The 24,016-nt window shown below is 69.3% G+C and carries 23 protein-coding genes; 13 read left to right on the forward strand and 10 right to left on the reverse strand.

Annotation, left to right across the window (positions count from 1 at the left end; all coding sequences use genetic code 11):
- Positions 1–3 precede the first annotated feature (3 nt).
- The 3 genes from A3CU_RS0109745 (at position 4) to lepB (ending at position 4,178) form a co-directional block, all read left to right on the forward strand.
- Positions 4–2,340, forward strand: a complete 2,337-nt coding sequence (locus tag A3CU_RS0109745; protein ID WP_027942121.1) for a glycohydrolase toxin TNT-related protein — start codon at positions 4–6, stop codon at positions 2,338–2,340.
- A gap of 243 nt (positions 2,341–2,583) precedes the next feature.
- The gene (locus A3CU_RS0109755; protein WP_027942122.1) at positions 2,584–2,865 is read left to right on the forward strand and encodes a hypothetical protein; all 282 of its coding nucleotides are present in this window, start codon (positions 2,584–2,586) and stop codon (positions 2,863–2,865) included.
- A 530-nt stretch (positions 2,866–3,395) separates the two neighbouring features.
- Positions 3,396–4,178, forward strand: a complete 783-nt coding sequence (gene lepB, locus A3CU_RS44215) for a signal peptidase I (RefSeq protein WP_052371599.1) — start codon at positions 3,396–3,398, stop codon at positions 4,176–4,178.
- Here the strand turns inward: lepB and hisN are convergent.
- A complete protein-coding gene (gene hisN, locus A3CU_RS0109770; RefSeq protein ID WP_027942124.1) occupies positions 4,169–4,942 on the reverse strand; it encodes a histidinol-phosphatase in 774 nt (257 codons plus the stop codon). The genes lepB and hisN overlap by 10 nt on opposite strands.
- Positions 4,943–4,989: 47 nt before the next feature.
- On the opposite strand from hisN, the gene A3CU_RS0109775 reads away from it, so the two are divergent.
- Positions 4,990–5,682 carry a response regulator transcription factor gene (locus tag A3CU_RS0109775; protein ID WP_027942125.1) on the forward strand — a complete coding sequence of 231 codons (693 nt, stop codon included), beginning with the start codon at positions 4,990–4,992 and terminating at the stop codon, positions 5,680–5,682.
- A 95-nt stretch (positions 5,683–5,777) separates the two neighbouring features.
- The gene (locus tag A3CU_RS0109780; protein ID WP_027942126.1) at positions 5,778–7,073 is read left to right on the forward strand and encodes an ATP-binding protein; all 1,296 of its coding nucleotides are present in this window, start codon (positions 5,778–5,780) and stop codon (positions 7,071–7,073) included.
- Between the two features lie 24 nt (positions 7,074–7,097).
- Here A3CU_RS0109780 and A3CU_RS0109785 read toward each other — a convergent pair whose 3' ends face one another.
- From A3CU_RS0109785 to A3CU_RS44220, 3 genes are read right to left on the reverse strand one after another with little or no spacing between them, the layout of a single operon-like run.
- Complete coding sequence (locus A3CU_RS0109785; protein WP_027942127.1) at positions 7,098–7,649, reverse strand: GtrA family protein; 552 nt, start codon at positions 7,647–7,649, stop codon at positions 7,098–7,100.
- 37 nt (positions 7,650–7,686) lie between these two features.
- Positions 7,687–8,223 carry a GtrA family protein gene (locus A3CU_RS0109790; RefSeq protein WP_027942128.1) on the reverse strand — a complete coding sequence of 179 codons (537 nt, stop codon included), beginning with the start codon at positions 8,221–8,223 and terminating at the stop codon, positions 7,687–7,689.
- 41 nt (positions 8,224–8,264) lie between these two features.
- Complete coding sequence (locus A3CU_RS44220; protein ID WP_052371600.1) at positions 8,265–10,319, reverse strand: sigma-70 family RNA polymerase sigma factor; 2,055 nt, start codon at positions 10,317–10,319, stop codon at positions 8,265–8,267.
- Between the two features lie 477 nt (positions 10,320–10,796).
- Between A3CU_RS44220 and A3CU_RS0109800 the strand changes: the two genes are divergently transcribed.
- The 5 genes from A3CU_RS0109800 to A3CU_RS0109825 all read left to right on the forward strand — a co-directional run bounded on the left by A3CU_RS0109800 (position 10,797) and on the right by A3CU_RS0109825 (position 16,127).
- Positions 10,797–12,104 carry a glycosyltransferase 87 family protein gene (locus A3CU_RS0109800; protein ID WP_027942129.1) on the forward strand — a complete coding sequence of 436 codons (1,308 nt, stop codon included), beginning with the start codon at positions 10,797–10,799 and terminating at the stop codon, positions 12,102–12,104.
- Positions 12,085–13,275: a glycosyltransferase 87 family protein gene (locus A3CU_RS44225; RefSeq protein WP_043840870.1), complete on the forward strand. Its 1,191-nt coding sequence runs from the start codon at positions 12,085–12,087 to the stop codon at positions 13,273–13,275. Before A3CU_RS0109800 ends, A3CU_RS44225 begins: the two co-directional genes overlap by 20 nt.
- 12 nt (positions 13,276–13,287) lie before the next feature.
- Positions 13,288–14,469: a 5-(carboxyamino)imidazole ribonucleotide synthase gene (locus A3CU_RS0109810; RefSeq protein WP_027942130.1), complete on the forward strand. Its 1,182-nt coding sequence runs from the start codon at positions 13,288–13,290 to the stop codon at positions 14,467–14,469.
- A gap of 34 nt (positions 14,470–14,503) precedes the next feature.
- The gene (gene purE, locus A3CU_RS0109815; protein WP_027942131.1) at positions 14,504–14,998 is read left to right on the forward strand and encodes a 5-(carboxyamino)imidazole ribonucleotide mutase; all 495 of its coding nucleotides are present in this window, start codon (positions 14,504–14,506) and stop codon (positions 14,996–14,998) included.
- Between the two features lie 280 nt (positions 14,999–15,278).
- A complete protein-coding gene (locus tag A3CU_RS0109825) occupies positions 15,279–16,127 on the forward strand; it encodes an alpha/beta fold hydrolase (RefSeq protein ID WP_027942132.1) in 849 nt (282 codons plus the stop codon).
- Here A3CU_RS0109825 and A3CU_RS44230 read toward each other — a convergent pair.
- Complete coding sequence (locus A3CU_RS44230; protein ID WP_052371601.1) at positions 16,124–16,579, reverse strand: hypothetical protein; 456 nt, start codon at positions 16,577–16,579, stop codon at positions 16,124–16,126. The two genes, A3CU_RS0109825 and A3CU_RS44230, sit on opposite strands and share 4 nt — an antisense overlap.
- Positions 16,580–16,640: 61 nt before the next feature.
- Between A3CU_RS44230 and A3CU_RS0109835 the strand changes: the two genes are divergently transcribed.
- Positions 16,641–17,129, forward strand: coding sequence for a MarR family winged helix-turn-helix transcriptional regulator (locus A3CU_RS0109835; protein ID WP_027942133.1), 489 nt, complete (start codon positions 16,641–16,643; stop codon positions 17,127–17,129).
- Between the two features lie 12 nt (positions 17,130–17,141).
- Here the strand turns inward: A3CU_RS0109835 and A3CU_RS0109840 are convergent, their stop codons facing one another.
- Positions 17,142–18,803, reverse strand: coding sequence for a class I adenylate-forming enzyme family protein (locus A3CU_RS0109840; RefSeq protein WP_027942134.1), 1,662 nt, complete (start codon positions 18,801–18,803; stop codon positions 17,142–17,144).
- Between the two features lie 117 nt (positions 18,804–18,920).
- Here A3CU_RS0109840 and A3CU_RS0109845 point away from each other — a divergent pair, with 117 nt between their 5' ends.
- Entirely contained in the window at positions 18,921–20,066 is a 1,146-nt protein-coding gene (locus A3CU_RS0109845) for an acyl-CoA dehydrogenase family protein (RefSeq protein ID WP_027942135.1), read from the forward strand.
- Positions 20,067–20,298: 232 nt separating this feature from the next.
- Entirely contained in the window at positions 20,299–20,904 is a 606-nt protein-coding gene (locus tag A3CU_RS0109850; RefSeq protein ID WP_027942136.1) for a LysE family translocator, read from the forward strand.
- Between the two features lie 321 nt (positions 20,905–21,225).
- On the opposite strand, the gene A3CU_RS0109855 is transcribed toward A3CU_RS0109850, so the two are convergent.
- The 4 genes from A3CU_RS0109855 to A3CU_RS0109870 form a co-directional block, all read right to left on the reverse strand.
- Positions 21,226–21,522, reverse strand: coding sequence for a protein-tyrosine phosphatase family protein (locus A3CU_RS0109855; protein WP_342668902.1), 297 nt, complete (start codon positions 21,520–21,522; stop codon positions 21,226–21,228).
- Positions 21,523–21,788: 266 nt separating this feature from the next.
- The gene (locus tag A3CU_RS44235; RefSeq protein ID WP_211246389.1) at positions 21,789–22,190 is read right to left on the reverse strand and encodes a hypothetical protein; all 402 of its coding nucleotides are present in this window, start codon (positions 22,188–22,190) and stop codon (positions 21,789–21,791) included.
- 280 nt (positions 22,191–22,470) lie between these two features.
- Positions 22,471–22,812 carry a hypothetical protein gene (locus A3CU_RS44240; RefSeq protein WP_052371603.1) on the reverse strand — a complete coding sequence of 114 codons (342 nt, stop codon included), beginning with the start codon at positions 22,810–22,812 and terminating at the stop codon, positions 22,471–22,473.
- A 494-nt stretch (positions 22,813–23,306) separates the two neighbouring features.
- A complete protein-coding gene (locus tag A3CU_RS0109870; protein WP_027942138.1) occupies positions 23,307–24,008 on the reverse strand; it encodes a TIGR03089 family protein in 702 nt (233 codons plus the stop codon).
- Between the last annotated feature and the right edge of the window lie 8 nt (positions 24,009–24,016).

Consider the following 24,016-nt stretch of genomic DNA (forward strand, 5'->3'; position numbering starts at 1 on the left):
CCGATGGGCATCGAACTGCCGAAGGAGCTGGCCGACATCGCGGCGGCGACCGGTGTGTCCTGGCCCCAGGCCGACGAGGACAAACTGCGCGAGCAGGCGAACGCCTGGCGCGACGCGCAGGCCAGGCTCAGTAGCCTCGCGGCCGAGGCCGACCGCACCGCGGGCGACGCGGTCGGGGCGCTGTCGGGAACCGCCGCCGAGGAAGCCGGCCGACGGTGGTCCGGTTTCGTGGACCCCGACCACGGCAGCCTGACCACCGCCGCACGGGGCGCGGGGGAGGCCGCCGGCCGGCTCGACCACGCGGCCGAGGTGGTCGGCGCCGCCAAGGTGGAAATGATCCGGCAGCTGGTCGGCGCGGCGAAGGACACCGATGCGGCGCACGCGGCGGCCTCGGCCGGGCATCCCACCGCGCTGCTCGGACTGGACACCGTCCTGAAGGGAACAGCGACCAACCTCTCCGCGGTGACGGACGGGCTGGCCGGCGCACTCGGTCCGGGCGGCGGATCGTCCACGCCCGGCCCGCTGGTCGACCCGCACCCCGGGGCACACACGCCGGCCGGTCAGCAGGAGCTGCTCAGCACCGTCACCGGCCTGCCCGGGCACCTGCTCTCCAGCGGCGACGCCGTGGGCCGGGTGGGCGACCCGGTCGGCAAGGTGGCCGCGCCACTGGCCGGCAATGTCGTGTCGAACACCGCCGCACCGATCGTGGACCACAGTGCTGGCGTCGTGGATCACGTTGGTGGTGTCGCGAGTCAGGCTGCTGGTGCTGTCGATCACGCTGGTGGCGTCGTGGACCATGCGGGCGACGTCGTGGATCACGTTGGTGGTGTCGCGAGTCAGGCTGGTGGTGCTGTCGATCACGGTGGTGGCGTCGTGGATCACGCTGGTGGCGCCGTCGATCACGCTGCGGGTGCTGTCGATCGCGCGGCTGGCGTGGACCATGTCGCCGGCGCCGGCGCCGTCGACCACACCGCTTCCGCGACCGGGCACATCGTCGACGACCTCGCCGGGTCTACTATGGACACTCCGCGGCAACTGCCGCAGATGCCACCGCCCCCGCCGGTCCCAGGTGCCGGCGCGGTCCAGCTTCCGCCCCCTCAGGATCCGCCGATGTCTGTGCCGTCCCACGGCGGTTTCGTCCAGTCCGGCGGCTTCGCCGACGCCCCGACCCCGCCGTCCGGGGCCCCGGTGGCCCCGCCCGCGCACCCCGCCGCGCCCCACTTCCCGGGAGGGACCGTCGCGTCGGGATTCACTGACGCCGCCTACTCGCCGCCACCGGCGGCCGGCCCCGGTTTCGGGCCCGCCGCCGCACCCGTGCCGCCCGCCGTTCCACCGCCCGGATACCAGCCGCCGCCGTTCGTCGGAGGAGGGGGCCCGATCGGTGGAGCCGTCATGCCACCGCCGGTCGCCGGGACCGCACCACCGGCAGGGACCGCTGCACCCGGCATCGGAGCTGTACCCGGCGCAGGAGGTGCACCCGACGCGGGAGGTGCAGCCGGTGTGGGAGCGGCGCCCGTGGCCGGCCCGGGCCGCGCGCCCGTGCCCGGCGGCGGATTCCGCTACCCGCAACAGTTCCCGCCGCCCTACGCCGCCGCTCCCTACCCGGTGGCGCCCAATCCGGCGGCACCCAATCCGGCCCCGCCGCTGGGCGCGCCGCGGCAGGATCGGGAGAGCATCGTCGCGCTGTTCCTGGTGCACATGTTCCCGATCGGCCACCTGCCGGTCGCTTCCGATCGTCCGCAGCGGCAGCTTCCGGTGCCACCTCCCGACGTCGACTACGCGCCCGGCCTGCGATTTCCGCCGCACGACCACCCGCGCTCCGACCTGATCGACTCCGCGGACGCACTGGCGAAGGTCCGGGCCGGGCTCCGGCGCCTGCCGACGCCGCCCGCGTCCCCACCGGCCGGGCTGATCGAGGGCTACGAACCGCTGGCGGGGCTGTCCGGGCACGACTGGAATCGCCGGTTCTTGGCGGGGGTCCGCGACTCGGCCCCGGAGTATGCCTGGCCGCCCGGCGAGGTGTATCCCGAAGGCGGGACGGAGCCGGGTGAGCCACAGGTGCTGGCCGAGGGCACGATGCTGGACCGGTTCGGCGACATCACCGGACGCGTGTTCGCGCCGGAGGGCACCGGGTTCGCGCACCGGTCCCTCCCGCCCTCGGCGCTGAGCGCCGGCTACCGCCGCTACCGCGTGCTGCGCGAGGTGCCGATGTGGCAGGCGCGCTACGTCGGCTGGTTCGGCCAGCCCGGCGGCGGGCTCCGGTACCGGGCGGTCTACTCGGCCGACGAACTCGTGACCATGGGATACCTGGCCGATGTGACCTTTCAGGAGGCCGCGTGAGCCACCATCGAGAAGCGCTGCTCACCTGGGCCGACCGGGTGCAGGGCACCCGCATCACCACCGAGGAGACCGCGTGAGCCACCGACTGGGTGCGGGTGTCCGACATGGGCACCGAGGAGACCGCATGAGCCACCGACCGGGTGCGGGTGTCCGACATGAGTACGCGTGAGCCATCGACTGGGTGCGGGTGTCCGACATGAGCGTTGACCGCGGGAGTTCGCCGGGCAAGGGGGCGGGAACGAGATGAACATGGAGACGATCGTGCGGTGGCTGGAGACCATCGGCGTGCCGCACGAGGTGGTTTCGATCGGCGCCGAGGCGGACAACGCGTGGTGCGTGCTCCGTGTCGACGAGTCCGACGAGGGGGCGCCGGTGTGGGAGGTCTTCTGGCGGGAACAGGGAAACCGCTACGACTGGGCGCGGTTCACCAACGAGCAGGTCGCGTGCCACTACCTGTTCGGCCGACTCGCGTGGGCACAGGTCGCCCGCGGCGCCGTCGGCCTCCTCCCCGTCACCACCGCCTGAGTTCCCGCCTCCGCCGCGCGTGTCCCCGTTTCAGGCTCGCGAGTTCCGGCTTCAGGCTCGCGAGTCCCCATTTCAGGCACCCGTGTCCCCGGTTCAGGCGCGCGAGTTCCGGCTTCAGGCACCCGTGTCCCCGGTTCAGGCGCGCGAGTTCCGGCTTCAGGCACCCGTGTCCCCGGTTCAGGCGCGCGAGTTCCGGCTTCAGGCACCCGTGTCCCCGGTTCAGGCGCGCGAGTTCCGGCTTCAGGCACCCGTGTCCCCGGTTCAGGCGCGCGAGTTCCGGCTTCAGGCACCCGTGTCCCCGGTCCAGGCGCGCGAGTTCCGGCTTCAGGCACCCGTGTCCCCGGTCCAGGCACCTGAGTTCCGGCTTCAGGCACCTGTGTCCCCGCTTCAGGCACCCATGTCCCCCGTCCAGCACGGTGAGTTCTCGGTTCGCGACGGTGAGTTCGCGGTTTCAGCGATGTCCGAGGCTCGCTGATCACCCTTCCCCGGCGCCGAGTAATCTCGGTCCGATTTGGGAGGAATAACTTCAGGTGACCGAAATCGTGCCGACCGCCGAGAGGCAGGAGCCCGGAAGACGGAGACCGCGCATCAGGTGGCGGCTACCGGCCGCGGTCCTGGTGATCGGTGTACTTGTTGTCGTGGGTTCGTTCGCCCTGTTGCCCCCGCGGGTGTTTTCCGCGGTGAAGCAGGCTACGGACAGCATGACGCCGACCATTCAAAGCGGCGATATTGTGAAAGTGCTTCCCATTTCGGGTGAGGATGTCCGGCGCGGTGACATCGTCATCGTCAAAACCGATGCATGGCTGGATCGGGATCTCCAGGGCGTCTTGTTGGTGAAGCGAGTGGTCGCACTACCCGGGGATGCGGTCGGCTGTTGCGATCCGGACGGCAAGCTCTTGGTCAACGGTAAAGCCATCACCGAGGACTACCTCGCCCCGGACGATCCGCGCGGTAATTCCGCCTTCGACGACTATGACCACTATACGGTGGAGGTTCCTGAAGGAGGCGTGTTCGTCCTCGGCGATAACCGTGGTAATTCACGCGATTCGCGGGCCTACACCTTCACGGCGGAAAAAGGCTCCCTTCCTTTTTCGGCGATTGTCGGCGTAGTCGTTCTCTTGAATGACAAGGTCCTGGCGCCGACTCACGCGTTCACCGACGCGGGCCTGCCGGGCGAGCCCCATCGGTTCGACCGGACCGCTCAGACCGTCGCGGCGGTAGTACCCGTGGTCGGCGGTCTCGTGTCCCTGGGCGGCCTTGTCTGGCTGATCGTCAACCTCACCGCCCGCCGTCCCGGGAAAAGCTATCGCTGAAGGATCTGCAGGGCCTCGTCGTGCAGGAGCCCGTTCGACGAAACGGCCGACCCGCCGTCGAAGCGCGGCTTGCCGGACAGGTCGCTGAACCGGCCGCCCGCCTCGGTCACCAGTACCTGCACCGCCGCGACGTCCCACGGGTTGACGATCGCCTCCGCGGCCAGGTCGATCGCACCCTCGGCCACCAGGCAGTGCGACCAGAAGTCGCCGAACGCGCGGTTTTCCCAGCAGGCGTCGGTCAACGCCAGGTAGGCCTCACGTGAGTGGTGTTCGGTCCAGGAACCCAGGTGGGTCGTGGACAGGTACGCGTCCTGGAGCGCGGACACCCCGGACACGGAGATGCTGCGCTCACCCGAGGCGTCGCTCGACCATGCTCCCTCGCCACGGGCGGCCCACCAGCGGCGGCCGAGAGCCGGCGCGCTGATCACGCCCACCACCGGCGTCCCGTCCTCGACCAGTGCGATCAGGGTCGCCCACACCGGCACGCCGCGAAGGAAGTTCTTGGTGCCGTCGATCGGGTCGACCACCCAGGCTCGCCCGGCCGACCACGAGGTGCCGCCGCGTTCCTCGCCGACGACCGCGTCGGCGGGTCGTTCGGTCGCGAGCCGCTCGCGTATCGCGTCTTCCACGGCGGTATCCGCGTCGGTCACGGGTGTCCGGTCGGGCTTGCTGCTCACCTGGAGGTCGCGGGCGCGGAAGCGGGCGGTGGTGATGGCGTCGGCGATGTCGGCGAGATGCCTGGCGAGCGTCAGATCTTCGGGCACACGACGATGGTTTCACGCCTTACGGTCGTAGGCTTGGTCAGGTGAGCATCGTGTTACTCGCTGAGGACGATCCGGCGATCGCGGAGCCGCTTTCCCGCGCGCTGCAACGGGAGGGGTACGAGGTCCAGATCGTCGCCGACGGCCCGGCGACGCTGGAGGCCTCGTCCGAGCACCGGGTGGACCTACTCGTGCTGGATCTGGGACTGCCCGGGATGGACGGTCTCGAGGTCTGTCGCAGGCTCCGCGCGAACGGCTCCGAACTGCCGGTGCTCATGCTCACCGCGCGCACCGACGAGGTGGACTTCGTGGTTGGTCTGGACGCCGGCGCCGACGACTACGTGGCCAAGCCGTTCCGTCTGGCCGAGCTGCTCGCCCGCATCCGCGCCCTGCTCCGCCGTCGCGCGCCCGAGGTGCTCGACATCGGCGGCGTGCGCATGGACCTGGGTGCTCGCCTGGTGACGGTCGACGGTCGCGAGGTCCAGCTCGCCAACAAGGAGTTCGAGCTGCTCAGGGTGCTGATGAGCCGCGCGGGCCAGGTGGTCAGCCGGGATGAGATCCTCGCCGAAGTGTGGAACGAGCTGGAGTCCAAGACGTCGAAGACGCTCGACATGCACATGTCGTGGCTGCGGCGCAAACTTTCCGTCGGGAGCGACGGGAAGGGCGCGGTGGTGCACTCGGGCGACGGCGAACGTCGCATCGCCACCGTGCGCGGCGTCGGCTTCCGGTTCAACGTCGACTGAGCGGACCCGACATGGCTACGTTGTGCTTCCGCTACTCGCACCGCCACGCAAATCACATCAAAACAGTCGGTTGCCCCTGCTGGAACTGAGGAACTGTGCGTCGTCGCATCCTGCTGGCCATTCTCCTGGCCGTCGCGGTGACCGCCGCCGCCCTCGGCATCCCGCTAGGCGTGACGGCGTGGAAGCTGGTCGAAAGCATCAGTACGGAGGACCTGTCCGAGCGCGCCACCCAGATCGCCGCCAACCTCGACACCGCGATGGCCGACGACAACCTCATGCAGGACGATCTCGCCGGGGTCGCGATCCTGATCCCGAACGGCGGCCGGTTGGTGGTGGAGCGGCCTGGCATGCCGACCCTGCAGGAGGGCGCCGATCCCGGGCCCGATGTCGTGGCGGCATCGGCCGATCTGGCCAAGGGCGGGAAGCTGCAGCTGTCCATCCCGGCCGGCCCGTTGCGGTCCCGGCAGACCACGGTGACCCTGGCCGTGCTGCTGCTCGTCGTGCTGTCGGTGAGCATCGGCACGGTCGTCGCCACGGTCACCGCGAGACGGCTTGCCAAGCCGCTTCGACACGTGGCCGAACGGGCCGCGAGACTCGGCGGCGGTGACTTCCGTGCCGACACGCGCCGGTACGGCGTGGGCGAACTCGACATGGTCGCCGAGGCGCTGGACACCTCGGGCCACGCGCTCGCGCAACTCGTGCAGCGGGAGCGCCAACTCGTCGGGGACGTTTCGCATCAGCTGCGCAGCCGGCTGACCGCGCTGCAGCTACGGCTGGAATCGCTGACGTTGTTGAGCCAGGAAGGCGACATCGCGGAGGAGGCCAGAGCCGCGCAGGAACAGGCCGACCGCCTCTCCGAAGCGCTGGAAGAGCTGCTCGCGGCGGCACGTGCGGCCAGCGAGGTCGATGTCGAGGCGATCGAGCTGTCCCAGGCCCTGTCCCAGGTCGCGCAGGAATGGCGCGAGTTGTTGCGGGCCGAGGGACGCAATCTGCGGCTCAAGGTCGCCGAGGGGGTCATGGCGCGGGCCACTCCCGGGCGGCTGCGCGAGGTGGTCGGGGTGCTGCTGGACAACGCCCTGCGGCACGGGGCGGGCACGGTCACCCTCGCCGCTCGCCGCGGGGAGGCCGACGGTTCGGTGGTGGTCGAGGTCAGCGACACCGGCTCCGGGATTCCGGACGAGCTGGCGCCGCACGTGTTCGAGCGCGGGTTCTCCGGCGGCGGATCGACCGGGGTGGGGCTCGCGCTCGCCCGCGCGCTGGCGGAGGCGGACGGCGGCCGGCTCGAACTGTCCAGCCGGCGACCTGCGGTTTTCAGCCTGTTCCTACGTTCGCCCGGGCCGGGCGACGTGCCGCCCGAGGTGCCATGGCCCCCCGAGCGCGTGCCGCGCTAGCGACTGTCGGGTCGGGCGGGACCGTTATTCGCCCTCGGCCTCGGCCTTGACGGGGTGGAGCTCGGTGACGGTGGCATCGCGGCGGCGCTGTCCCAATTCGTCCGGAAAGACCCATTTCTTGAAGCCCCAGAACCGGAACACCATGGCCAGCAGCATGCCGATGATCGAGCCACTGACGAAGTCCGCGGTTTCCTGAACCCACCGATCCACGTAAGGCGTTTCGAGATGGAATGCGTAGCGCGAAAGGTACAGCGGGATCAGGTTGACCACCACGGCCAGCCCGCTGATCACGAAGAACAGCGCGGCCTCGTGGTGCCGTTCGCGCCCGCCGCGGGTCCGGAATGACCATTCCCGGTTCAGGATGTAGGACACGATGGTGGCGACGATGATCGCGATCGCCTTCGCCGTGGTCGGCTTCGCCTCGAGTACACCCAGCTTGAGCAGGTACCACACGCCGTTGTCGACGACGAACGTGGTTCCGCCGACGATGGCGAACTTGAGCAGTTCCCGATGTTTGATCAGCACCGAGCGTAACGGCTCGGGGGTGTGGGAGAGCACGCTTTCCACAACGGTCACTGCCGCAGTGTACGGAGGATGACCAAACGGCCGGAGATCAGGCGGCTCGTTCACCCGTTTTCTCAGCGGTCGGTGCCCGATCGCGTACTATTCGCGGTCGCGCGTCGGCCTGTGGGAACACCCATTTCTTGAATGCCCACCACCGGAACACCATTGCCACCAGCGTGCCCAGAATGATGCCGGACACGTAGTCCGCGATTTCCTGGGTGAGCAGCCCGACGTGCGGGGTGCGCAGGTCGAGCAGGTAGTGCGAGACGGCCAGCGGGACCTCGTTGAGACCCGCGGCGATTCCGCTGATGAGGAAGAACAGCGCGGCTTCGTGGTGCCGTTCGCGCCCGCCGCGGGTGCGGAAGGACCACTCCCGGTTCAGCACATACGACACGATGGTCGCGACGAGCACGCCGACGGCGAGCGCGGTGATCGGCTGCGCGGTCAGCACGGTGAGCCGGAGGGCGTAGGTGACGACGTTCGTCACGCCGAAGCAGACCCCGCCGACGATCGTGAACTTGAGCAGTTCGTGATGCTTGCTCAGCAAAGACCGTAGGAGCCCGAGCATCCGGCGTGTTCCCGGCATGTTCGCCACGCTACTCCTGCGGCTCGTGACGGACCTCTCGGTTACGACGATGGGACTTGGGCGGGCGGGCTGAGGGGGAGTGTCCTGGCCGCCGTTGCCGAGCCCAGCTTCGCGGTCACCTTGACCGGCGTCCCGCCTGGCGCGGCGTCGAGTTGGAACCGCAGGTGCAGTTGTCCCTCCGGGGACAGCCGGTCCCTCGCCGTGCAGGAGGTGTCGCCGCCGCTGCCGGCGCAGGTGGCCGGGGGGTTGCCGGGGGCCGGCCGGGCCGGACGGTCGATGGCCACGCTGACCGGCGCGCTCGCAGCCCCATCGTTGCGCACGTTGATATCAAGCCAGAGCAGTTGGGGGGACGATGACGCCGGCGCGACATCGACACCTAGTTCCAGCGAGTCGGGCGGGGTGTCGACCGAAACCGGGACGCTGACCGGTACCCGGATCCCGTCACCCGCGCTGATCGTGCCGGTCACGGCGCCGCTGTGGGCGTCCGGAGCGGCGGCCAACCGGAAGGTGATCACGACGGTCTGGCCGGGGCTCAGCCCCCGATCCGTCCGGCAACTCGCCGAGGAGCCCTGACTGCCCGAGCAGTCCACGGCGACCGGGCCGCCGCCCTCCTGAGCGAGGGGTTGCCGGCCGGCGCCGACCGTGTGGAGGCCGTCGGGCAGGTGCAGCGCGACGGTCACCGGCTCGGAGGCGGCATCGCCGTCGTTGTGCACCGTGATCGACAGCTCGGCCGGGCTGCCACCCGCCGTCAGTTCTATGCCGGACGGCGGGCCCTGCACGGTCAGCCGGGGTGCTCGGGCAGGCGGTGTGGAGGCGCCGGGTGACTGCGCCGGCGAGAACTGACTCGACGGCGGCTGGGGCTCGGTCCACGGCGCGGACGTCGGTGGTGGTGATGGCTGCTGGGACGTCGACGACGGTGACGGAGAAAGCTGCGATGGCGCGGCCCGCTGCGGCAGCTCCGGCGAGGGAACGACCTGGGCGGGCGGAACCTGGCCGCCGCCGATGGGCGGAAGCGGCAACGGGACGCTCGGCGGGATCGCCGGCAGCGGCAGTTCCGGCGCGGGCAACTGCTGGGCGGGCTGCGGCCGCAACGCCGTCGGAATCGACGGCGAACTGCCGCTCATGGCGAGCGCCGCGGCCACCGCGGCGGCGATCGCGCCCCCGGCGACCGCGACCGCGACGACCTGCCGAGACCCGGTTTGGCGGTCGGTCGCCGCGCCCGTGCCGGCGGCCTCGCCGTCCGCACCCGTGGTGGCGAGGTCGCCCGTGGTGCTGCGGTCGCCGGTGGTGGTGAGATAGCCGAACGCCGCGTCGCCCAGCACGATCGGGGCGACGACCGCGCGCAGCGCGCCGTTGACGTCGGCGAGTTCCGCGGCCAGCGCGCGGCACTGGGCGCACTCGTCGAGATGCGCCTCCACCTGGGCACGCTCGCGTTTGGCCAGGCCATGGCGGGTCCACGCGCCCAGCCGCTCGGCGGTGGCCCGGCACCGCTTGGTGGGGGTCTCGGCGAGATGCACCTGGAGGTACGCCTGCCGCAGCCCTTCCCGGGCGCGGTGGGCCAGCGCGGACACACCGTTGGGGCTCAGGCCGAGGACCAGCGACACCTCGGCCGGCGGCTGCTGTTCGATCTCGGTGTGCCACAGCACGGCCTGCCAGCGTTCGGGCAGCCGGCTGAACGCCTTCGCCACCAGCGTGCGTTCGAGTCCGGCGACGGCCGTGTCGGAGAACTGGACGGTGAGAGCGTCGGCGGCGGCTCCGCCCGCGCGGCTGACCGTGGTCATGTCCTCGTTGAGGTAGACCCACCGGTCCTTGCGGTTCTTGGCGTAGGCCGTGTGTCGCAGGGTCGCCAGCAGGTAGGCCCGGAAGGCGCTGTCCGGGCCCTTCCCGCTGCGGAGGATATCCAGCACCTTGGCGAATGCCTCCGACACCAGGTCGTCGGACTCGACGTTGGACCGCGCCAGACGGCGGGCCAGGTTGTAGGCGGCGCTCACGTGCCGTTCGTAGAGCGTGCCGTAGGCGGCGAGCGTCCCCGTCCGAACGGAGGTGATCAGCTCGGCGTCGCTCTGGCCATCGAAGCCGGTGGGCACGGTGGACACTGCACTCCTCCTCCCCAAACGGCGCGCAACGCCCGAGGGGCTCGCCGCTCGTCGGCGTTGACGTCGCGTAACGCCAGTGTGGCGGACCTGGGTTGCCTCGTCATCTCGCGACATTGCGGATGACCCTCCAGGGCCCAACAGTTCACCCGGCCCCGGTGAATCATCATCACCCCGGCATGCTTCGGGCGCAGCACGGCGCGATTCACCGCCAGACCGCGGCCGATCTTGTACTCGGAGGGTCATAACCGCAGGTCACGGCGTAATCTCCGGCGGCGCCACGGCCGGTGACGCGGCGGAGACGCCCGGCCCGAATCCGCCCGATCGGTGCGGCCATCTCACCGCCCGTGCTCGATTTGCCCGAAGCGTCCCACGGCCTGGTGGCTCAAGGCTCGTCAATCGGGCGCTACCCGAGCGCGCGCGGAGGTCGTTTGCGGGGTGCGCCGGACATGCGAAGAGCATTCGTGATTTGCTGATGACGTGACGCAGTCAGTGTCTGTCGCCGAGGGCGAACGGGGCCGCCATCCGCGCCTGGCATTGCGCACCTCGTTGGCCCGCCTGCTCGTGCGCCCGAGGTCGATCGTGCTGCTGTCCGCGCTGCCGGTGCTGGCGATCGCGGTCGGCATCGTCGGCGCGATCCTCGACTGGCGCCTCGGGGTGGACAGCGCGGTGTACCGGGCGGGCGCGCTGACCCTGCTTCACGGGGACTCGCTGTACGACTCGAGCACACTGGCGCCGGAACCGTGGTGGGCGCTGCTGCCGTTCACCTACGCGCCGTCGGCCGCCCTGATGTTCGTCCCGCTGGCCCTGGTGCCCACGCAGATCGCCTGGGGCCTGCTGACCGCGATCTCGCTGCTCGCCATGGCGCTGGTGATCCGGGTCGCGATCGGCTCGCTGCCCAAGCCGCCCACCTTCGAGTCCCGCTGGTGGTCCTCCCCGGCCCGCGCCACGCTCGTGTTCTCGGTGTTGATGCTCGGGCTGGAACCGGTCTGGCGCACCGTGTTCCTCGGTCAGATCAACCTGATCCTGATGGCCATGGTCGTGGTGGACGTGCTGGTGATCACGGCCCGTGGCTCCCGGTGGGCGGGGGTGCTCACCGGCATCGCGGCGGCGGTGAAGCTGACGCCCCTGCTGTTCGTGGCACACCTCTTCTTCACCGGCAAACGCCGCGAGGCCGCCCGCGCGCTGGGTACGTTCGTCGGCCTGCAGGGCCTGATGCTGCTGCTGATCCCGGGCGACACGATCCGCTACTGGACCAAGACGATCTACGACACGGGCCGGATCGGGCCGGTGCACTGGGCAGGCAACCAGTCGCTGAACGGCCTGATGAACCGTCTCACCGACCTGGCGCCGTGGGCCTCGAAGGCCGCGCTGGGCCTGAGCGCGTTGCTGGCCATCCCGGCGGTCTGGCTGATGCTCCGCTTCCACCGCCGCGGCCAGGCGCTGGCGGCGCTGCTGGTCACCGCGTTCTACACGCTGCTCGTCTCGCCGATCTCCTGGTCGCACCACTGGATCTGGGCGGTGCCGTTGATCGTGTTGCTGGTTTCGCGCCTGCCGCAGACCACCCCGGCGACGGCCTGGCGGCGCTGGCTCTGCACCTTCGCCGTGATCGCGGTGTTCATCAGTTGCGTGCTGCTCGTCCTGCCGAACGGGCGCAACATCGAACTGCACTGGAAGTTCTGGCAGACCGTTCTGGGCAGCGCCTACATCCTGGTCCCGATCGTGCTCGCCGTGGTGCTCGTCGCCCGCTGGGCCCTGCTGCGACGCCGTGCCAGCGCCGCGCGTTGACGGGCGGCTCGGCGCCGGCCTGCTCGTCGGAGTCGCGCTGGCCGCCGGGGTCGTCGTGTGGTTGGGCGACTGGCGATTGGGCGAGGACAGCGCGGTGTACCGGGCCGGGGCGCTGGCCTTCCTCCACGGTGATTCGCTCTACGGCCCGGAACGGCTGAGCGCTCTGCCGCCGTGGGTGTCGCTGCCGTTCATCTACCCCCCGGCCGCCGCCCTGCTGTTCGTCCCGCTCGCCGCCCTGCCGAGCGGGCTCGTGTGGGGCGTCGTGTCGGCCGCGTCGCTGGTGTCGCTGGCCGTCGTGGTGCGATTGTGCGCGCGCCGCGGCACCCTGCCGGTGGCCGCCCTCACCGTGTGCGCGCTGGCGCTCGAACCGGTGTGGAAGACGCTGGTCCTCGGGCAGATCAACCTGATCCTGATGGCGCTGGTGGTCGTGGACGTGCTGGCGCTGGCCTCCACCCGCTGGGCCGGGGTGCTCACCGGCGTCGCGGCGGCGGTGAAACTGACCCCGTTGATCTTCGTAGCCCACCTGTTCGTCACCGGCCGGTGGCGCGCTGGGCTGCGGGCGCTGGGCACCTTCGCCGGCCTCCAGGCGGTCATGTTCGCGCTGACGCCGCGGGACTCGATCCGCTATTGGACCGGCGGCGGCGCGCTCGGCCCCAACCAGTGGGACGGCGCCCACTGGATCTTCAACCAGTCGCTCGGCGGGCTGGTCCACCGCGCGACCCACGACGCTCCCTGGTCATTGATCGTGGCGCTGGTGATCGGAGCGGTGATCGTGGCGCCGGCCGTGTGGCTGGTGCGGCGCCTGCACGCCCGGCGCGAGACGCTGGGCGCGTTGCTGGTGACCGCGTTCGTCGGGCTGCTCGTCTCACCGATCTCCTGGTCGCATCACTGGGTGTGGGCGGTGCCGCTGGCGGTGCTGCTCGCGGTGCGCAGACGGTGGCTGTGGGCAGGCGCGGTCGTCGCGCTCTTCGGCAGTTGCGTGGTGATGCTCGTGCCCAACGGCGGGGACACCGAGTTCAACTGGGGCCTCGGCTGGTCGATCCCGGGCAACGCCTACGTGCTCGCCGCGGCGTTCGGGATCCTCGGGCTGGCCATGCGTGAGTGCTGGACGCGCCGTGGCCTGCGGGCCCGGGCCAACCCCGGAGCACCCGGCTTGTCGCACACTACTTAGTCTTCAACTGTTATGGATTCTCGCACCAAACTTCCTGTGGTCGGCATGGTCGGCGGCGGCCAGCTCGCCAGGATGACGCACCAGGCCGCGATTTCGCTTGGCCAGTCGCTGCGGGTGCTGGCCGCAGACGAGAACGATTCGGCGGGCCTGGTGGCCGGTCAGGTGGTGATCGGTCACCACACCGACCTCGCCGCCCTTCGCGCGTTCGCCGCCGAAGTCGACGTGTTGACCTTCGACCACGAGCACGTGCCGAACGAGCACCTGCGCACCCTGGCCGCCGAAGGGTTCGTCGTGCGGCCGGGGGCCGAGGCCCTCGCCTTCGCGCAGGACAAGCTGCTCATGCGGGAACGGCTGTCCGCACAGGGGTTCCCGTGCCCGGCCTTCACGCAGGTGTCCGAAGTGGATGATGTCGCGAAGTTCGCCGCGACCCACTCCTGGCCGGTGGTGCTCAAGACCGCTCGTGGCGGCTACGACGGGCGGGGCGTGTGGATGGTCGAGTCCGACGCCGAAGCGCGCGCGCTCGTACCCGAGCTGCTGGCCGCCGGGGCCGAACTGCTCGTCGAGCAACGGGTGGAGATGCGCCGGGAACTGTCGGCGCTGGTCGCGCGGTCCCCGTTCGGACAGGGCGCGGCCTGGCCGGTGGTGGAAACCGTGCAGGACGGCGGGATCAACACCGAGGTGCTCGCGCCGGCTCCTGGGCTCGCGGAGCCGCTGGTGCAACAGGCACAGGAAATCGCCCTGCGGATCGCCGCCGAACTCGGCGTGGTCGGCGTGCTCGCGGTCGAGCTGTTCGAGACCGGAGACGGGCTGCTGATCAACGAACTGGCCATGCGCCCGCACAACTCCGGCCACTGGACCATGGACGGCTCGGCGACCTCGCAGTTCGAGCAGCACCTGCGGGCGGTGCTGGACTACCCGCTGGGCGCGACGAGCCTGCGGGCGCCGACCGTGATGGCCAACGTGCTCGGCGCGCCCGAGACGCCGGAGATGGGCCCGGACGAGCGCCTGCACCACCTGTTCGCGCGATTTCCCGAAGTTCGCGTGCACCTCTACGGCAAGGGTGAGCGGCCCGGGCGCAAGCTGGGGCACGTCAACCTGACCGGCCAGGCCATCGAGGATGTGCGGGAGCGGGCCAAGCTCGCCGCGCACTGGCTCTCGCACGCCGAATGGCTTGACGGCTACCAGATCCACTGACCCAGGCTTTCCAGCCACGAGTGAGGAGACAGGCATGCCCGACGTCGGTGTGATCATGGGGAGCGACTCCGACTGGCCGGTGCTCGAAGCGGCCGCGCAGGCGCTGGCCGAGTTCGAGGTGTCCTACGAGGTCGGGGTCTACTCGGCGCACCGCACGCCGCAGCGGATGCTCGACTACGCGAAGACCGCCGCGGACCGGGGCCTCAAGGTGATCATCGCGGGCGCGGGCGGCGCGGCACACCTGCCCGGGATGGTCGCGTCGGCGACCGTGCTGCCGGTGATCGGTGTGCCCGTTCCGTTGAAGCACCTGGACGGCCTCGACTCGCTGCTGTCCATCGTGCAGATGCCGGCCGGGGTTCCGGTCGCCACCGTTTCCGTCGGCGGTGCGCGCAACGCCGGATTGCTCGCCGTCCGCATCCTCGCCGCCGCCGACCCGGAGTTGCGGCGCCGGATGGCGGCCTTCCAGGCGGATCTCGAACAGCTCGTCCACGACAAGGACGCGGCCCTGCGCAAGCGCCTGGCCGATTAGAGAGTGATCTACGCGAAACCCCCGCCGAATTCGGTACGCCTCGAAGTCCTTGCCGTACCTGCGTTTCAGCGCCCGGTGGTTGGCAGCCCGAGGCCGGCCCGGACCATGGAAAGCACGGCTTCGTTGCCGGCCGCGTGGAAGGCGATCTCCGGGGGACGCCGATCATCACCATCGAAAACCATCGCTACACGAACGAATCCAACATCGATGGCATACCGGCCAGCAGGGCCGGGTCGAAGGTTGGGCGCGTCTGCCGCCGCGGCGCCGGGAGGGCTTCACTATGGCTGAGCGCATGATCACCGTCCGAGAAGTGCGGCTGTGCGCCGAATCCTTCGGCGACCCGGGGCAGCCACCGGTTTTGCTGATCATGGGGATAGACGCATCGATGCTGTGGTGGGAGGACGACTTCTGCCTCAAGCTAGCCGCGGGTGGAAGGTTCGTCATCCGTTACGACCATCGCGATACCGGCCGGTCCGTAACCTATGAGCCTGGGCATCCCGGCTACGACTCGGGGGACCTCGTGGCGGACGCGGTCGGTGTGCTCGATGCCTTCGGAATCCAGGCGGCGCATCTCGTGGGGGTCTCCTCGGGAGGCGCCCTGGCGCAACTGGTGGCGCTCGAACATCCCGACCGGACCAGTACTCTCACCTTGATCAGCACCACGTTCGCCGTGCCCACCCCCCGTGGCCGCGATCTGCCCGGGCCGACCCGCGAGTTCAGCAGGTTCCAGCGGGCGGCGCACCCCGACTGGACCGACCAGGAGTCAGTGGTCGACCATCTGGTGGCTTACGCTCGGATGCTCACCGGTGGCCGTCGGCCGTTCCCGGAACGGGAGGTCCGAGAACTGGTGCAAGCCGACATCGACCGCGCGCACAACCCCGCCTCGGCGCAGAACCATGGCCTCGTCGAGGAGGCACCGGGGGACCGTCCGCCGCTCGCGAGTATCCGGGTGCCGACGCTGGTGGTGCACGGCGCCGCGGACCCGATGTTCCCACTCCCGCACGGACAGGCACTGGCCGAGGAAATACCGGGCGCGCGCTTACTGGTCCTGCCGGACTCCGGCCATGGCGTGGAACGCGCTGACTGGGCCGCGCTCGCTTCAGCGATCCGCGAGCACACTGCCCGTTAGTCCGCCGCCCCTTCTGATCTTTGCTCCCGAAGATCACTGATTTTCGTTAGCTCCGCTTCGACGTTGGCTGCCATTACCGACAGGATCCGTACGGTCTCGATGTATTGATCAGGAGTCAGTCCATTGAGGACCATGGCGCGGGTCGCGTCGATGCGAGCCGCTATGCGCTCGTGCGCGGCCTGGCCGTCGTTGTTCAGGGCGAGGGTGTTCCCGGTGTGTATCCAACCGCTGAGATCCTGCAACACCCCGTCGAGGTCCGGCTCTCCCGCGGTCCAGAACGGGGCGAGGGCCGCGGCGAGTTCGTCGCGAGTGGTCTCGCGGCGGCTCAACGTGTTGAGGACCTGCCAATGTCGCCTGCCGAGACCGAGGTCGCCGAGTGTGGCGTCGAAGTGTTTCTCCAGCAGGTTGTGCAGATGCTTGAGCCAGTATCCGATGGGCTTGGGCGCGTTCATGGATCCCCGGAGGTGTATGTAGAATGACATGTAGTTGTCGACGAGTATGCATGGAGGGGATGTGGACGGCAAGCCGGATTCGGATGTGGCAGACATCGAGTCGGCCGTCGTGGCCTTGCGCCGTGCGCAAAAGCGCCGCACTCTGGCACGGCTGTCGGAGCGGCGAGGCGAGCGCACCGGGCACCATGCCGAGCTTCCCGATTCGGTCTTCGAACTGCTCGACGTGATCGAGTCCGCGACCGAACGGGGCGACACGCTGACTATCACCGAAGCCGCCGCGGTTCTCGACGTCGATCAGCCAAGGTCCAGCCGTCTCGCCGCCCAGGCTCTCGACGGCGGGCTGCTGCGGCGCGAGGCCGATCAGCATGACGGCCGCCGCTCGCTACTGGCTCTCACCCCGGAAGGGCGCGATGTGCTCACGGAGATCCGCGAATTCCGCCGCCGTGTCATCGCAGAGGTCACTGCCGGCTGGGCCGCCGAGGACCGCGCCGCCCTTGCCCGTCTGCTGACTCGCTTCGTGCAGGACTTCGACTCGGTCAGCCGACGGTGACACCGCCGGCGTTCAACTCTCGCTGTGTAGCCGCGCGCGGAGTTCGCGCTTGAGGACCTTGCCGGCCGCGGAGACCGGGATCTGCTCGACGAAGCGCAGTTCGCGGAGTCGCTTGTAGGGCACCACGTTTGCGTTGACCGTGTCGATCAGTTCCTGCTCCGTGAGCGCATCCCCAGCTGGCCGGCGGACCACGAAGGCCACCGGCAGCTCGCCGACGTCGGGGCTCGGCCGGCCCACCACGGCGGCGGCGGCGACCCCGGGCTGGGCCATCAGCAACTCCTCCAGTTCGCGCGGGTAGACGTTGTATCCCTTGTACAGCAGCAGATCCTTCTTGCGATCCACAATGGACAGGTAGCCATCGGAGTCCAGTACGCCGATGTCGCCGGTGTGCAGCCAGCCGTCCACCAGCACCGCCGCGGTCTCCTCCGGACGTTCGTGGTACCCCGTCATCACCTGCGGGCCCCGGATGCATACCTCGCCCGGTTCGCCCGGTGGCAACGGGTCGTCCCCGCCGTCCACGGGCACGATCTTGATCTCGGTGTCGAAGATGGGAATCCCGACGGTGCCGGGCTTGTGCACGGCTCCCCGCCCGAACGGCGCCGTGGTCGCGCACATGGTCACCTCGGTCAGGCCGTAGCCCTCGGCGATCACCGCGTCCGGGAACCGGTGCCGCAGCTTTTTGATCATCTCGTGCGACATCGGGGCCGCGCCGGAGGTGATGGTGCGCACCGATGACAGGTCACGCGTGGGGAAGTCGGGGCAGGCCAGCAGTGCGGCGTACAGGGCAGGCGCACCACCCATCGTGGTCACCCGGCTGCGCTCGGCTTCGGCCAGGTAGGCGGCCGGGTCCAAGCGGCTCTGCAGCAGCACCGTGGTCCCGTTGGCGACCGGGACGTTGAGCCCGCCGATGGTGCCCATCGCGTGGAACCACGGGGTCAGGTTGATCGAGATGCCTTCGCCCAGCCGGACCGGCCATTCGGGCCCGGCACGGCTGGCGTCGAGCACCAGATCGCCCCGCTCGTCGAGCGCGGGCACGGAACCGGAACTCCAGCACGCGTATTGCAGCGTGTTGACCACGACGTTGCGATGGGGCAGCCGCACGCCCTTCGACCGTCCGGTCGTGCCGCCGGTGTAGGCGAGGTGCGCGAGCCGGGTGTGGACGTCAATTTCCACGTCGGGGCGGGTTGCCGGTTCTCCGGCGTGAAACTCGGCGAATTCCCGTTGTCCGGCCCGCAGAGGTCCGCGCGGGCGGACCACCACGACGAGGCCGATCCGGGTCCGGTCCTGGATCCCGGTGAGCACCTCCAGGCCGGGGCCGGAGGTGACCGCCGCGATCGCGCGGGAGTCGGCGAGCTGGGCGGCGAGATCGGCCGGCGGCAGCAGCGGGTTGGCCGGGGTGAAGGTGGCACCCGCGAGCACGATCCCGTAGTAGGCGACCGGGTAGGCCAGGCAGTTCGGCAGGTGGATCGCCACCCGGTCGCCGGGTTCGACACCGTTGCGGTGCAACGCGTTGGCGAACTGGCAGGCGGCGCGGTAGAGCTCGGCGAAGGTGAGCTCCTGGTCGTCATGGGCGAAGATGATCCGGCTTCCGAAGCGAGCGGCGGAGCCGGCGAGAATCGAACCAACGGGGATTTCGGGATAGTCGAGCGACGGGGACGGCCCTGTGGTCGGCATCACTACACCCTAGGCGGAAATTGCGGCCGAAAACACACGGACGATGAAGTAAACGACCGCTAACATCGGGGTCGGCGACGCGGTGGAAGGGGTGACCAGGTGTCCAACGGACAGGGCCTGTACCAGCTGGCTGAGGAACATGACGAGTTGCGGGCCGTGGTGCGTGCTCTGGCGGAAAAGGAGATAGCTCCGTACGCGGCCGAGGTCGACGAACAGGAGCGGTTTCCGGCCGAGGCCGCCGACGCGCTGGCGAAGGCCGGTTTCAACGCGGTGCACATCCCCGAGGCCTACGACGGTCAAGGTGCGGACGCGATCGCGGCGTGCATCGTGATCGAGGAGGTCGCCCGGGTCGACGCCTCGGCCGCGCTGATCCCCGCGGTGAACAAGCTGGGCACCCAGCCGATCCTGCTCGCGGGCTCGGAGGAGCTGAAGAAGCTGGTGCTGCCGTCGATCGCCACCGGTGAGACATTGGCGTCGTACGCGCTGTCCGAGCGTGAAGCGGGCTCGGACACCGCATCGATGCGCACCCGCGCGGTGCGGGACGGGGATTCCTGGGTGCTCAACGGCACCAAGTGCTGGATCACCAACGCCGGCGAATCGAGCTGGTATACCGTGATGGCGGTGACCGACCCGAACGCGGAGAAGAAGTCGAACGGCATCTCGGCATTCGTGGTGCACGCCGACGACCCGGGTTTCTCGGTCGGGCCCAAGGAACGCAAACTCGGCATCAAGGGCTCCCCGACCCGGGAGATCTACTTCGAGAACTGCACCATCCCGGCGGATCGGATCATCGGCGAGCCCGGCACCGGTTTGAAGACCGCGCTGCGCACCCTCGACCACACCCGCCCGACCATCGGCGCGCAGGCGCTGGGCATCGCGCAGGGCGCACTCGACGCGGCAATCGCCTACGTCAAGGAGCGCAAGCAGTTCGGCCGCGCGATCGGCGACTTCCAGGGTGTGCAGTTCATGCTCGCCGACATGGGCACCAAGATCGAAGCGGCCCGGCACATGGTCTACGCCTCCGCCGCCGCCTCCGAACGCGGCGACGCCCGCGCGGGTTTCCTGGCCAGCGCGGCGAAGGCGTTCGCCTCCGACACCGCCATGGAGGTCACCACCGACGCCGTGCAACTCTTCGGCGGCGCCGGCTACACCCGCGACTTCCCTGTCGAACGCATGATGCGCGACGCCAAGATCACCCAGATCTACGAAGGCACCAACCAGATCCAACGCCTGGTAATGGCCCGCGCCCTGCTCAAGGGCTGATTCGGTCTTCGTCCGGTAGTTCGGGCGGCTCGTAATTTCCATGATCAGGCCGCCTCCAGGCCGTCAGAGGAGTCAGGCCGCCCGAACACCGCGTCGATCGCCTGCCGCCACACATTCGGTCCCCGAGCCCACCACCCATGCCACGCGATAGCGGCCTCGGCGACGCAGCAGGCTCCAAGACCAGACGCATCGACGGTTGGCGCAGCGGGCCAGTGTGGGCAAGATCGGCATCATGAACCTCGGTTTCGTCCTCACATCGTTGGCCATCATCGCCACACCAGGCACCGGTGCGATCCTCACAATCGCCGCCGGGCTACGCGCTGGCCGACGCGCCTCAGTGGTCACCGCGTTCGGTTGCACCCTCGGGATCGTGCCGCACCTACTCGCGGCCATCACCGGGACCGCCGCCCTACTGAGCGCCGGAGCAGTCGCCTTCGATGTTCTCAAGTTCGCCGGCGTGGCGTACCTGCTCTACATGGCCTGGATCACCTGGCGCGACACCGGGATCCTCACCATGCACGACAAATCCCCGCGCAAGACTTGGCGCGCCATCGGCAACGCCATCCTCGCCAACCTCCTGAACCCGAAACTCACCCTCTTCTTCTTCGCCTTCCTCCCGCAGTTCATCTCCCAGGACCACGACCCGCTACGGCAAATGCTTACCCTCAGCGCCGTGTTCATGGCGATGACCTTCATCGTGTTCCTCGGGTACGGGCTATTCGCCAGCGCCATGCGCCACCACGTCATCACCAAGCCCCGCATCGTCCGCCTGGTCCAACGCATCTTCTCCCTCAGCTACCTCGGAATCGGCGCCAAACTCGCGACCACCCACCGCTAAACCCCGCCCCAGCGCGGGGCCACTACGCGCATGCAGAATCACCCGAGGCTCTGCCCCAGACCCCGGCACCGCTTCAGAGATCAGCCAAACAAACCAGTCCGTGATCCCCTCGCGGCGCGCCCGAGGGCTGCCGGACCGGGCGGCACCCGACCCGGCAGGGATGAATCCGCGCCTGCTCAAGGGCTGAGTAGCCGCGAGTCCCACACTCGCGTCGTGTGTGTCGCACATCCACGTAGCACGAGTTCCACATTCCGGTAGACGGGAGTGTGGGACTCACGCGACGGGAAGGTGGGACTCGCGTCAAAACGACGCCAAATATTCTCAAGCGCGCTTGAAACCTACGAAACGAGCGGCGAAGCGTCGCTGCCACGGCGTTTCAACGGCACGACGCGAATAGTGCTCGCGCACATACGCGACCGCCTTGTTCCCGGGAACACCATCGAGCACGGTGAGACACGCCAGCGCCGTACCCGTCCGTCCGAAGCCGCCGCTGCAGGCGATCTCGACCCGTTCCGCCTCCGCCCGTGTCCACAATTGTTGCAAGACATCGGCGAAACCATCGCGGTCGCGTGGGAGCCAGAAATCCGGCCAGTGCACCCAGCAGCTCTCCCAGTCCATCGGGCCAGGCTCCGAGCCCTGCAAATACAGCCCGAACTCAGGTGCCGGCCCCGCCGGGAGCGGATTCCGCAAGCCCCGGCCCCGGACCAGTCTGCCCGACGGCAACCGCATAACCCCCGGAGCGTTGAGGTCCCAAGAACCGTCTGCCATCCGTTCCTCTTTTCTGGTCGACATCACGAGCATACGACGAGGCATCAGGACAGCGGAGACGCGCGGGGCCGTTGCCCACCGCGTTAGCCGACGCGGCCGAGTTGAGCGTCGTTGTCTTACGACTCGCGGGCGTCGAGCAATTCGTCCTGGTGCTCTGCCACCCAGGTGTAGGTGACCGCCATCGCCGGGTGCGGAGGGGAGAGTTCGCCTCGGGTGAGTTCCAACCGATGAGCAGAGCCGGGGCGGTCCGGTGTCCATCCCTTACTGATCGCTCTGTAGATGCAGTGCGCGACGAGGCCGGGGCTAACACCCATCGATTGTTCGAGAAGCCAATTGTCTGGTCTGGTATAGGGGAGTACGACGCGGAGAGCGTTGCCCGGATTCTCCGCGAGTTCGACCGCGAAGGTCATGGAGGACCAGCCGTTTCCCTGGTTGTAGGTGGGCTTGTGGCGGACGCGCCACCGGTAAACCGCATCACCCACCGTGATGAGGCGGGACCCCTTCCTGGGGAGCGTCACGGGACACCTCCTGATCTTTGCCTGTTCCGTGACTGTTCCGTGGGACAGCCGAATCACTGACAGCTGGCGAAAGGTCTGGAAAGCGTATAACCGCGAGTCCCACACTCGCGTGTCCCACATTCCGGTAGGCCGGAATGTGGGACTCACACGACGGGAATGTGGGACTCGCGCGTCGGGAACGTGGGACTCACACGACGGGAATGTGGGACTCGCACGACGGGAATGGGGGACTCGCGTGACGGGAGTGTGGGACTCGCGCGTCGGGAGTGTGGGACTCGCGCTAGGAGTCGTGCGCGGCGCTGGTCACCTGGTAGGGCTCGGCCGCGCCAGGGGCTGCGGAGGTGCTTATGTCGTGGGCGATGCCGGCGATCCAGACCAGGCACACGACGAACCCGATCGTGGACAGCACGAGCCCGGCCGCGGCTGTGCTCAGGCGGGGTGCCTGGTACCGCACCGCGCGGGCGAGGCCGATCGTGGCGCACACGAGGCCGGGGACGACCAGGGGCATTGCGATCAGGCCGATGAACGGGATGACGGCGAAGACGAGCCCCAGCAGGCCCAGGACGAATCCGGCGGTGGCGAAACGGTTGTCGCCGGTCACCCGGCGAGGGTGCTGGGCCATGGTTGTCTCCTTGCGCGGGCCGCCGAGAAGCGCCGGCGAGTCCCCCATTCCCGACGCGCGAGTCCCACGTTCCCGTCCTGTGAGTCCCACCTTCCCGTCCTGTGAGTCCCACCTTCCGGTCTATCGGAACGTGGGAGGAAAAGAAGGAGCCCTCGGGCGCGCTGGGGGAACCACGCCGGAGGGCTGATTAGAGTTTCCGGCACGCTCCACGGCGACGCACCCCGAGACGGCATTTTCACCCGCGAGGGATGACCTCGGGCCGGGCAGGGCGACGAAATTGTCCGGTTCGCCGGTTGTGTGAGGCCGCTGCGAAGGCGTTCAGGAGTTCGCCGTGAGGCTGTTACGGGGTGTTCAGGAGAGTTCGCCGTGGGATTGTTGCGGGGGTGTTCAGGAGAGTTCGCTGTGAGGCCGTTGGGGTGGCGTTCAGGAGAGTTCGCTGTGAGGTTGTTACGGGGTGTTAAGGAGAGTTCGCCGTGGGACCGTTGCGGGGGCGGTCAGGAGAGTTCGACGGTGGTGCGCTCGGCGCGCCGGCGGTCGGGGAGTTTGGCCGGATCGGCGGCGCTGACCTGCACCAGATGCGCTCCCGCGGACAGCGGGGCGAGCAACCCGCCGACGATGCCGTCGGGCACGGTCCATTCCATAGTGGACAGAACGCGATCGCCCGCGGAAAGGCCGGCCCGCTGTGCCCCTTCCCGCGCCCGGGCGAGCAGGTCATCCACAGTGGACCCTTCGAGGGCCGGCGTGTCGCCGGGTACCGGGATCAGCGCACTGAACGTGTCGCCGGCCAGCCGGGCCTCGGCCAGATAGTCGAGCCCACCGTCCGCCGGGGGCTGGGCAAGGCCGCGTCCCAGCGGGTCCAGCGCGACGACAGCGGTCGATTCGGCTTCACTTGCCGATTCCGGCCCGACGAAGGCGACCCGTGCGCCTTTCGTTTCGCCGACGACGTGCGCGCCGCACCACCACGCGCCGAGCAGCACGCCGACGGTCTGCCAGTGCGCGGGCAGCACCACCGCCACGTCGTCACCCTGCTCCAGGTCGAATTCCTCGACCAGCCAGTTCGCCGTCTTGGCCGCCCAGTTCGCCACGGTCGCCACGGACAGTTCGACCCTGGTCCCCGCCGCGTCGTCGTAGTGGGTGATCAACGGCCGGCCGGGTTGGGTCAGCAGGGGCCGGAGCAGGTGTTCGGTCACACTCATGGGTATTT

The sequence above is a fragment of the Amycolatopsis taiwanensis DSM 45107 genome, assembly GCF_000519205.1.
In the GTDB taxonomy this organism is placed as follows: domain Bacteria; phylum Actinomycetota; class Actinomycetes; order Mycobacteriales; family Pseudonocardiaceae; genus Amycolatopsis_E; species Amycolatopsis_E taiwanensis.